Origin of the sequence: Nostoc sp. DedQUE07 (genome assembly GCF_034530975.2) — a bacterium.
Classification (GTDB): domain Bacteria; phylum Cyanobacteriota; class Cyanobacteriia; order Cyanobacteriales; family Nostocaceae; genus Nostoc.
In genome coordinates this window covers 1-10,113 of the sequence record NZ_JAVRCC020000101.1, presented here as the reverse complement: position 1 = coordinate 10,113, position 10,113 = coordinate 1, and the positions used below count along the sequence as shown (strand labels likewise).

Sequence of the window (10,113 nt, the reverse complement as noted above, 5' to 3'; positions counted from 1 at the left end):
AAACCCCCAGTGGGTGTTAACCTACTAGGAGAGTGAGTTATCAGGGTGCATCTACCAATAATCTTTTCTAGGGGCAGCTAGCATCTTCCGGGAAAAATGAACTAAATCAGAGGTGATGTCTACAATAATGGGCTGTAAAGCTCGTACCTCTATGGAAAAGGAGGAAAAGACTCGCTAACATTTCTCTACGAGACGCAAATGCGTCTCGCTATTGGTAATGCAAGTAGTAGAAAAAACTCCCAGTGGATGTTAACCTATCAGGGGAGTGAGTTATCAGGGTCAGTTATTTTTTTAATAAAAAAACCCCCAGTGGGTGTTAACCTACTAGGAGAGTGAGTTATCAGGGTGCATCTACCAATAATCTTTTCTAGGGGCAGCTAGCATCTTCCGGGAAAAATGAACTAAATCAGAGGTGATGTCTACAATAATGGGCTGTAAAGCTCGTACCTCTATGGAAAAGGAGGAAAAGACTCGCTAATATTTCTTTACGAAACGCAAATGCGTCTCGCTATTGGTAACGCAAGTAGTAGAAAAAACTCCCAGTGGATGTTAACCTATCAGGGGAGTGAGTTATCAGGGTCAGTTATTTTTTTAATAAAAAAACCCCCAGTGGGTGTTAACCTACTAGGAGAGTGAGTTATCAGGGTGCATCTACCAATAATCTTTTCTAGGGGCAGATAGCATCTTCCGGGAAAAATGAACTAAATCAGAGTTGATGTCTACGATGGGCTGTAAAGCTCGTACCTCTATGGAAAAGCAAGCTACGCGTAGCATCTTTGAGAGGAAAAGACTCGCTTACATTTCTCTACGAGAGGCATTTGCGATCGCTATCAGTGATGCAATTAAAAAAAACCCCCAGTGGGTGTTAACCAACCAGGGGAGTGAGTTATCAGGGTGCATCTACCAATAATCTTTTCTAAAATAAATGGGTCGCTACCGGATAAATTAGCAGAAGTTGAAGTTGTTACTGTTTGTCGATCGAAGAAAAACCTTAGAGGGGTTAGTTATCAGGACAGACCTACCAATTAAACGATCGGTGCGCTGCTTTACAAAATGGGTGTTTCAGGGTTAATCAATAGGACTCAATTTTCATAAAAAAACCCCCCAGTGGGCGTTAGCCAACCAGGGGAGCTAGTTATCAGGGTGCATCTACCACTTAAATGTTCTAGGTTTAACCACCATGCTCCGGATAAATTTATGAGAAAATTGATTGTTATCGTGTCTCAAAAAAACCAAAGTGGATATTAACTCAATTAGGGGAGTTAAAGATCGAGGGACATCCATCTATTAATCAAGTATTCTAGGATTAAGCACTATTTTCTGGTAGAGAATATCTGCGTCAGAAGTTGCTGTTGTTTGCCAAAAATAAAAAAACCCCCAGTGGGTGTTAGCCAACTAGGGGAGTTGAAGATCAAGGTGCATCTACCAATTAAGTGTTCTAGACCCAGGTAATCCGATCCGGATAAAGTTGTAAAGGCAGAAAAACCAAAACGACACCGAATCAGAAACATTCAGGGGCAGGATGCATCTAAATTATCAGAGAAAGCGAAAAATCGACTTGAAACTTTCGCGTTTCAAACCAGATTTAGGAGGCGGACAGGAGAAGTTGTGACCCAGGAATTCCATATTTCCGTAACCCCAGTAGGGCAAAATGACTACTTGGTGCGGACGGAACAAGTCGCGCCTGGGGTACCATTGGCAGAAGAATTGGTGACTTGGCCTATAGCTGATTGGTTGATGGCTGCTGGGCATTTGATGAATGACCCGTTGAATTCAGTGTTGCAAGGAGATCCATTTACCTCTGGTGGACATGAAAGCGATATCGCCAGAAACTCTGTGAATTTGGTGGCGTTGGGTCAACAATTTTATAACGCCCTATTTCAAGGCACTCTCAGAGATAGTTGGATTACTGCCCAAGGTATTGCTCAGAACCATCAACAAGTACTACGCTTACGCTTGGGGCTAAAAGACACTAGATTAGCTCGTTTGCCTTGGGAAGTGATGCACGCAGGCGATCGCCCTCTGGCCACTGGGCCTTATGTGGCTTTTTCTCGCTTCCAAAGTGGAATTTTGGGGGCTTCTCCTTTGCGGTCGCAAAATATGCCCACACCACCAGAACAAGGTGGTGTCAGAGTCTTGATGGTAATTGCTTCTCCCTCAGATCAAGTCCGTCTTGACTTACAAAAACAAGAAGCAATTAAACTGCAAGCGGAACTTCACCGTCAAACGTCACGACTTGGTGAAAGTCGGAATCGTTTCCCAGAAATTGAACTTACTGTCTTAGACCAACCAGGACGGGAAGAACTGACGCAAGCCCTAGAACAAGGTAGATATCACGTTCTCCATTACTCTGGTCATAGTAATTTAGGCGCAAATGGCGGAGAAATTTATCTTGTTAGTCGCAGAACTGGCTTAACGGAAATCTTGACTGGAGACGATTTGGCAGGTTTGCTCGTCAACAATAATATCCAAATGGCAGTGTTTAATTCCTGCTTGGGGGCATACACAGCAGCGTCCAATCCCTCTGGAGATACTGGCGAACGAAACTTAGCGGAAAGTCTGGTGAAGCGCGGAATTAGAAGCGTTTTGGCGATGTCAGAACGGATTCCTGATGAAGTGGCGTTGACGCTCACACAATTGTTTTACCGCAATTTAAGTCAGGGATATCCAGTAGATTTGTGTGTAAGTCGGGTGCGCCAAGGATTAATTTCTGCTTATGGTTCTCACCAGATGTACTGGGCATTACCGATTTTATATCTCCAGCCAGAATTTGACGGTTTTTTAAGTCAGGAAACTGAGGTATCTACAAGTACAGATTCGCTGAATCAGTATAGTTCGCCTTTAGGGGTAACTTCCATGATGTACCCTGGTATACCTGATGATAGCGAGATGCCTTTAGGAATGGAAGATATGATTCCTAGTGGTTTGACGCAAGATTCTGGGTTGGACTGGCTAGGTGAAGATACTTGGGGCGATCTGGTTGATGAAATTGAGTATGATGACCCAAGCTATGAAGAAGATTCTGCGATAGTTTCGGATTTGTTTCGTCAGCTAGATAACCAAAAACCTGCAACTGAACCGGATCGACAAATTAGCGAAAATAGTCTTCACCAAAGCCAGATTTCAGAGGAAACGACTTCCTCAGAAGAGTCAGCAGATTTGTGGGGAGAAGTTCCACCACCGCCACCTCCAACTCCTGGGAACCTTGAGGAAAATTGGCAAAAGTCTAATTTTTCGCAATCGCAACCACCCCCGTCAAGAAATCGTACCCGTCGCCGCAAGTTGTGGCCGATTGTGGGTGTTGTGGGGATCGGTGCGATCGCAGCAGCGATCGGTTTAAATTGGTGGCAAAATCGCCCCCAAGCACTGCCTAAAATACCAGAAATTCCCGCCCAGTCTCTACCTGATTCTCGACCGATTCAAAAGCAGCCGAATATCGATTTAGGAATAGAAGCAACTGGAATTGTCACCGCTACTGCTACGGAAAAATTGAGTCAGGGTGACTTGCAAGGTGGGTTATTGGCTGTAGAAGAACTACTGAATCGCGGCGCACTGGCTGCGGCTGAAACTTCCTTAAAACTAATTCCTAGTAAACAAGCTGACGATCCATCTGTGAATTTTTACAAGGGGCGATTGGCGTGGCAGTCGATCCAAACTGGAGACAATAACTATAGCGTTGATGATGCCCGTCGTTATTGGGAAACTGCTGCCAAAGCTAAACCCGAATCGCTTTTATATAATAACGCTTTGGGATTTGCCTACTACACAGAAGGCAATCTGAATCGCGCCAATGATGCTTGGTTCAAGGCTTTGAATTTAGCTCTCAAAGAACAGAACACAAATTCAACATCCAGAAATACAACAGTTCCTCAAGATGCTTTAACTTCTTATGCTGGTTTAGCTCTTGGATTGTATAAATCTGCACTTAGTCAATCTAATGGTAAGCAGACGCAATATTTGAATGAAGCGATCAAATTGCGGCAAACGGTTCTCAAGTCCGATCGAGAAAATTTCCAGGTAGAAAAATTAGCTAAAAATTGGCTGTGGACGGAGAAGGCGATTGAAGATTGGCGATCGCTCCTTCAAGAAAAAGGCGAAGAACTGTAATAAGTAGGTGCGTGTAAATATTTGTCGTTCGGATCAGGCAAGAGGCAGGAGGGAAGAAGGTTTTAGCAACGCTAATGCTAAAACCTATATGGGGTTTCAGCTTCCCTAATAGGGATTTTTATGAATTGCAATTGGTGAAGCGTGGCTAATTGAGGTGATTTGGTTGCCGTCGTAGTTTCAATCCCTAATAGGGATTTTGATGAATTGCAATAATCCGGTATCCTCAGCACTTCCAAAGATGGTGTTAAGAGTTTCAATCCCTAATAGGGATTTTGATGAATTGCAATCTTATCTTTCTGCTAATAAAAACTGGATTGGATTTCCGTTTCAATCCCTAATAGGGATTTTGATGAATTGCAATGTTGATCTTGGCTGACTGGTACAGTATTCACAAGTTTCAATCCCTAATAGGGATTTTGATGAATTGCAATTTGTCAGATTTGTGCGCTTCTTCATGGATGGCAAAGATGTTTCAATCCCTAATAGGGATTTTGATGAATTGCAATATTACTTATTACTTACCCCTACACCCAATCGCCGCTGGTTTCAATCCCTAATAGGGATTTTGATGAATTGCAATTTGCAAGTGTAGGGAGTGTGGGCGCCATCTATTAGTTTCAATCCCTAATAGGGATTTTGATGAATTGCAATACTAGCCAAGGTCTGTAATCCTCTTGATCCGCTTGTTTCAATCCCTAATAGGGATTTTGATGAATTGCAATAGCGGGAGCCTGAAAGCCAAGCTGTATTTAGTTTTCAAGGTGCGGTTGCGCGATTCTGGAGCAATCATAGCATTAGAAAATTCCTTTGGGAAGAGTGCTGGGAAAAGTTAAAGGCTGACATCCTAGTTTTTGTAAGCATTTCAGAGATTGCGCGGATGATAATTGGGTGATGATTGGGGTGAAATGCTTACTGGTATTGACATAGAAGCACTTTTTTGTGGCTGTGGAATTTGTACACCTACCCATTCGCGCATTTGACATACAGTAACTCTATGAGAGACGCGATCGCTAAAAATAATCTAATGGTGATGGGGGGCGCGATCGCTGCCTTCGGAGTCAGAAATCTCAATCTTTAATATGCTTATAGCCTCCCACATCACACACAACAACACTTGTAATTTTAGTCTTGAGACTCCTCAGAGATAGATTCTGATTCGGTTTCAAGTTCTTCTGTTTTAACTTTGGGGGTTGGAGGTTTAACCGGTTTTGGGCCACGCGCTAGTGCAGGATTCACCGGTGGTCTGCTTTCATCCCTAGATGACGAGCCTTTTTTCCCTTTGTCAGACGAGCGGTCGCGGTTCGGTTTTGAGCTTTTGGGGTTAGATTCAATCGGGGTTACAGAATCCGAATTTTCGGAATTGCTGTCAGTGTTTGCTTGAGCCTGACGTTCCGATTTCTTAATTGGACGTTCTACCATTGTTGATTTTTGTAAATTTATCTGTATGGTACATCGGTTTGGTGACTATCAGACTGTTGAGTAGCATTTTTAAAGATTTTATTGTGGGAATTTCTGAGTAGCTGTGGAGAGTTGTTTTGACAAAAAAGCAGCCAACAAACTTTATTAATTAACTCACTAAATTAAAATATGGGTACGTTATCCATAGCTAAACGCACCCAACAACTATTAAACAAAATCAGGTCGTGCCTGTTGCCTTGATTTGAACTTTTCCTCTAGAACTGCCCAATTTTCTTGCTCAATTAAGTTAGTCAACTCATCAAGGCTTTGACGATATTGTTGTAGCGATCGCAGCAATGCTTGACGATTATACCGCGCCATCATTACGCCCAACTCTGGATTCCCGCCACCCACACGACTGGTATCCCGAAAACCCGAACTAGCTAACTTTTGGGCTAATTGTAAAACATCGGGGTCAGTTTCGCTCAAACAAGCAGCAATCAACGAGGAACTAACCATCACCGGTAAATGGGAAATCCAACTCACAGCGCGGTCGTGCTGCTCTGGTTGACAAAAATAGATGTTAGCTCCGAGCGATCGCACAATTTCTTCTACAACTGTAATTGCATTAGTTGGGGTTGTCGTTATCGGTGTTAAGACATAAGGTTTATCAACAAATAAATCACGCTGTGCAGCTTCTATCCCACTATCTGTTCTGCCCGCCATTGGATGACCGCCGATAAAATTTTTCCAAAGGGGAGTAATATCCTTGACTATCTGTGCTTTCGCCGAACCTACATCAGTGACGACTGTAGCCGTAGGCAAATGAGCGACTAACTGTTCAAATTGGGGCACAATAAGGGCTAGAGGTGTACAAATAAATACAACTTCTGCGGCTGCTAATAGGCTCAGATCGACTGATGCTTCATCAACACTGCCCAAGGTAACTGCCTTTTGACAGGTTGCTTCACGGCGACTAACTCCTAAGATATGATGTCCTTGCGATCGCAAATCAAAACCCAAAGATCCGCCTATCAGTCCCAATCCTAAAATTCCAATATTCATTTTTGATTTTGACATTCCGTTTTTTATGACTTTACCAACTATTAAAGTTGGCATCCAAGGGGTAGCATCAATGACTGTAGAGGAATTACTGGAACAATACGCAGCAGGAGTCTTAAACTTTAGTGGTGTTGACCTCCCAGAAGCAAACCTGAGTGGAGTAAAACTCAGTGGTGTAAATCTGAGCGATGCTAATTTGAGTATAGTCAACCTGAGTGGCGCGAATCTGAGTGAAGCTAACTTGAGCAATGTCAAGCTGAATGTAGCTAGACTGAGTGGTGCAAATCTATGCAGCGCCATCCTTAATAACGCCAGTCTCAACGTCGCTAATTTGATTCGAGCGGATTTAAGTCGCGCTCAACTGAGAGGAGCTTCATTAATCCGCACCGAGTTAGTTCGCGCTGATCTCAGTCGCGCTGATTTGTTGGAAGCCGATCTCACCAGTGCTGATTTGCGAGAAGCGACACTCCGCCAAGCAAATCTCCGTCACGCTAACTTGAGTGAGGCGATCTTGAGAGGTGCTTCTTTAACTGGAGCCAACTTAGAGATGGCTAACTTAAACGCCAGTGACCTCAGTCGTTCTGACTTGAGCGGTGCAAATTTGCGAGATGCCGAACTCAGACAAGCCAATCTCAGCCATGCTAACTTGAGCGGGGCTGATTTGAGTGGTGCAAATCTCCGGTGGGCTGATTTGAGCAGCGCAAATCTCCGGTGGGCAGATTTAAGCGGCGCAAAATTGAGCGGGGCTGATTTAATTGGCGCAGATTTAAGCAATGCCAATTTAACAAATACAAGTTTAGTCCACGCTAATTTAACTCAGGCAAAATTAATTAGAGCAGAATGGATCGGTGCTGACTTAACAGGAGCAACTTTAACAGGAGCCAAGCTTTATGCCACTTCCAGATTTGGCTTAAAAACCGAAGGCATAGTTTGTGAATGGGTCGATCTTAGCCCAAATGGCGATCGCTCCATTGTCCAAAATTTCCATTCTGAAGAGTCACGAGATTTTTTTAACGAAACACCGCCAACAATTCGGATTATTGTTGATGCAGCTCTAGAACATGAAGCTAATTTTGCGATCGCTGGCGCTTACTACCAAATTGCTCAAGAATATCGAGGGTTGAAACAACCTCCAAGCATCGAAAGTGGTCGTCGCCGGACTATTTTCACCTTTCATGTAGATAGCGACGAAGCATTATTTCCCACTGCTTACATTGTCATTCTTCCCTTTCTAGATGCGGCATCTACTCAAAAAAATATCTCCAGTATAGTGGAAATGATTAACAGTGAAGTTATTGCAAAGCAAGACTTAAAATCGCCTCAGATAGTGAAACAATTAAATACTCTTTTTGAACAAGCTATGAATCAGGCTACAACAATTAAACAGATGAAAAAAAATATCGAAGTAGCCGCAAAATTAAATTTTTGTAAAGCCCCAACCCAAATAGTTTTAACAAATTCCAGTGCCCACACTTTGATTGTTTATGACCATCCCAACTTTGGAAAAAGATTTATTAATCGCTCTGCTCTTAATGCTTCAGCTTATGATATGTCTAGTGATTCAACAAAAAATATATTACCTTTATTAGATATTATTATAGATTTTGTTAAAGGATTTCATTATATTAATCATTAGTTATGAAGATTGGGCATTGGGGAGGCAGTGCGGTCTTGGGGTCTCCCCAAGTGGAGCAACTGCCGTCATTGGGCATCGGGTATTGAACTAATGACCAATGACCAATGACAAATGACCAATGACAAATGACAAATGACAAATGACAAATGACAAAATTTTGGAGGAAAAAATGAGCAATCTTTTTAATAAAATGATCGGTCGAACTCGCTATGTCGTGTTTCGCCTATTTCTGCATTTAGGGGGAGGTGAAGTAGCGCCAATTTTGGGAGTCTTAAATAGTGCTGGACGGGATGCGATCGATGCCGATGGCGATTTAGAAGTTTTAGGAGAAGGATTGGTAGAAATCAGCCAAACCCTGCTGCAATACGATGAATATTGGCTTTCTGCTGCTAACGAAGGTGACGTATTTTTTAATGAGGGCGAAGCGGGAGATTACGTGAATGAATTATTTACTGACTCTGCCGAAAGATATCTTAGCGAACCAGATTACGCTTCCAATGGATCGAATGAACCTTTATCTATACCTGTAACCCGCAACGTCATTGTGATGATTACAGTAGCTTATGAAGGAGAAGTACCAGATTTGGAAACCGATCTTTCTAACGTTCAGGCGCTCAAGGAAGGATTGAAAGCATTGATAAATTTGCATTATAAACATAGATTAAAGGCAATTCAAGTGCATTTCTCTCCAGCACAGTTGGGCGATGAACTCACTAGCGATCAACTGCTGCAATATTACCCAGAATTGATTCCTTTGTAATCTGTTGGGTAGTCCGTACTTACTACTTAGATGATAAATTGTTAAGCTCAGAGATAGGACAATAATCCAATGATCATGACCATAGTACGTAAATTTACAGCCGTTTTTTTAGCTCTGAGTTTGTGTATCACAACTGTTGCTTGTGGTGGCGAGAACCAAAGTACTCCTCCAGCTAAGAACGTTAGCCAAACCTCTACTAACACCAAGCTGAGTGATGGTGAGTATCAAATACAACAAGCTACTTATGACGATGCAACTGGTGAATACAGCTTGTTTTTACTTAACAATAATCCTTCAACCTTTGCAACCGAAAATTTGCAAATGGCACGGTTAACTGATGATGAAATCAAGCAGGGTAAAAAAACCTATCTAAAGGTAGATAAAGGACAACCGATTTTATATCTGACGGAAGATTTTAAAATTGAGTACGTCCACAACGTTACCGAGAATAAAACCAATCCCCAAACAGGACAACAAGAGACGGTTGTAGTCCGTCGAGAAAATAATTTTTGGGCACCATTTGCTGGGTCTGTAGCTGGTAGCTTGGCCGGTCAGGCAATTGGTAGTATGTTGTTTAGACCCCAGTATTATGTACCCCCTGTCTATCAATCAGGGCAAGGATTAAGTGGCTTCGGTGGATATGGCGGAAGCTATGGCCAAGCAGTTCAAAGTTACCAAACTCGCTATAATACGCAACCCGCAGCCGTGAGAAATCGCACTGCGTTCCGCAATACAGGGACAATTAGAAGGTCATATCCTGGAAATTCAAATGTACGCAATGTACCGCGTAGCACTACAGGTAATAACCGTCCTTCTGGTTCTGGTTTTGGTGGTAGCACCTTGCAACCCTCTGGCAGAGCCACTTCACCCAGACGCAATTCTGGCAGTGGTTTTGGTAGTGGGCGTAGTTCAGCACCTCGTCGCTCAACTGGTTTTGGCAGCAGACGCCGTTAATCAATTCCAAGTTTAATAAATAGACTGCCTAACAAGTTAAGGTAGTTGTGCATAAAGAAGCCGGAGGGTAACAAGTCAATCCTCCGGCTTCTCTTTATATATATGCAATTGGTAAGGAGGAATTATTAATTATTCGGTTAAATAATATCATGTCCGGATGATCGCTTACGATAAAGCTAGGAAGTAAAAATATGAC

6 protein-coding genes and 1 CRISPR repeat array are annotated in these 10,113 nt (G+C 42.7%); of the genes, 4 read left to right on the top strand and 2 right to left on the bottom strand.

From position 1 onward, the window contains the following. Positions 1 to 1,608: 1,608 nt before the first annotated feature. Positions 1,609 to 4,107 (top strand): cell division protein HetF, encoded by a 2,499-nt coding sequence (gene hetF / locus RMZ95_RS33795; RefSeq protein ID WP_322685899.1) that lies wholly within the window; start codon positions 1,609 to 1,611, stop codon positions 4,105 to 4,107. Between the two features lie 95 nt (positions 4,108 to 4,202). After that, positions 4,203 to 4,829: direct repeats of the CRISPR family, unit length 37 nt; unit sequence GTTTCAATCCCTAATAGGGATTTTGATGAATTGCAAT. A 400-nt stretch (positions 4,830 to 5,229) separates the two neighbouring features. Here the strand turns inward: hetF and RMZ95_RS33790 are convergent. Together RMZ95_RS33790 and RMZ95_RS33785 are read right to left on the bottom strand one after the other, a co-directional pair. Further along, complete coding sequence (locus RMZ95_RS33790) at positions 5,230 to 5,526, bottom strand: hypothetical protein (RefSeq protein ID WP_322670870.1); 297 nt, start codon at positions 5,524 to 5,526, stop codon at positions 5,230 to 5,232. Positions 5,527 to 5,733: 207 nt separating this feature from the next. Then, positions 5,734 to 6,570, bottom strand: coding sequence for a prephenate/arogenate dehydrogenase (locus RMZ95_RS33785; protein ID WP_322670994.1), 837 nt, complete (start codon positions 6,568 to 6,570; stop codon positions 5,734 to 5,736). Positions 6,571 to 6,640: 70 nt separating this feature from the next. Between RMZ95_RS33785 and RMZ95_RS33780 the strand changes: the two genes are divergently transcribed. The 3 genes from RMZ95_RS33780 (at position 6,641) to RMZ95_RS33770 (ending at position 9,917) form a co-directional block, all read left to right on the top strand. Beyond that, positions 6,641 to 8,203 (top strand): pentapeptide repeat-containing protein, encoded by a 1,563-nt coding sequence (locus tag RMZ95_RS33780; RefSeq protein WP_322685904.1) that lies wholly within the window; start codon positions 6,641 to 6,643, stop codon positions 8,201 to 8,203. A gap of 169 nt (positions 8,204 to 8,372) precedes the next feature. Beyond that, a complete protein-coding gene (locus RMZ95_RS33775; protein ID WP_322670996.1) occupies positions 8,373 to 8,963 on the top strand; it encodes a DUF1517 domain-containing protein in 591 nt (196 codons plus the stop codon). A 69-nt stretch (positions 8,964 to 9,032) separates the two neighbouring features. After that, complete coding sequence (locus RMZ95_RS33770) at positions 9,033 to 9,917, top strand: hypothetical protein (protein WP_322685900.1); 885 nt, start codon at positions 9,033 to 9,035, stop codon at positions 9,915 to 9,917. Positions 9,918 to 10,113: the final 196 nt, after the last annotated feature.

Coding starts and splice junctions, on each gene's coding strand:
- RMZ95_RS33790 (WP_322670870.1), bottom strand. CDS start 5,526: ATGGTAGAACGTCCAATTAAGAAATCGGAACGTCAGGCTCAAGCAAAC.
- RMZ95_RS33785 (WP_322670994.1), bottom strand. CDS start 6,570: ATGAATATTGGAATTTTAGGATTGGGACTGATAGGCGGATCTTTGGGT.
- RMZ95_RS33780 (WP_322685904.1), top strand. CDS start 6,641: ATGACTGTAGAGGAATTACTGGAACAATACGCAGCAGGAGTCTTAAAC.
- RMZ95_RS33775 (WP_322670996.1), top strand. CDS start 8,373: ATGAGCAATCTTTTTAATAAAATGATCGGTCGAACTCGCTATGTCGTG.
- RMZ95_RS33770 (WP_322685900.1), top strand. CDS start 9,033: ATGATCATGACCATAGTACGTAAATTTACAGCCGTTTTTTTAGCTCTG.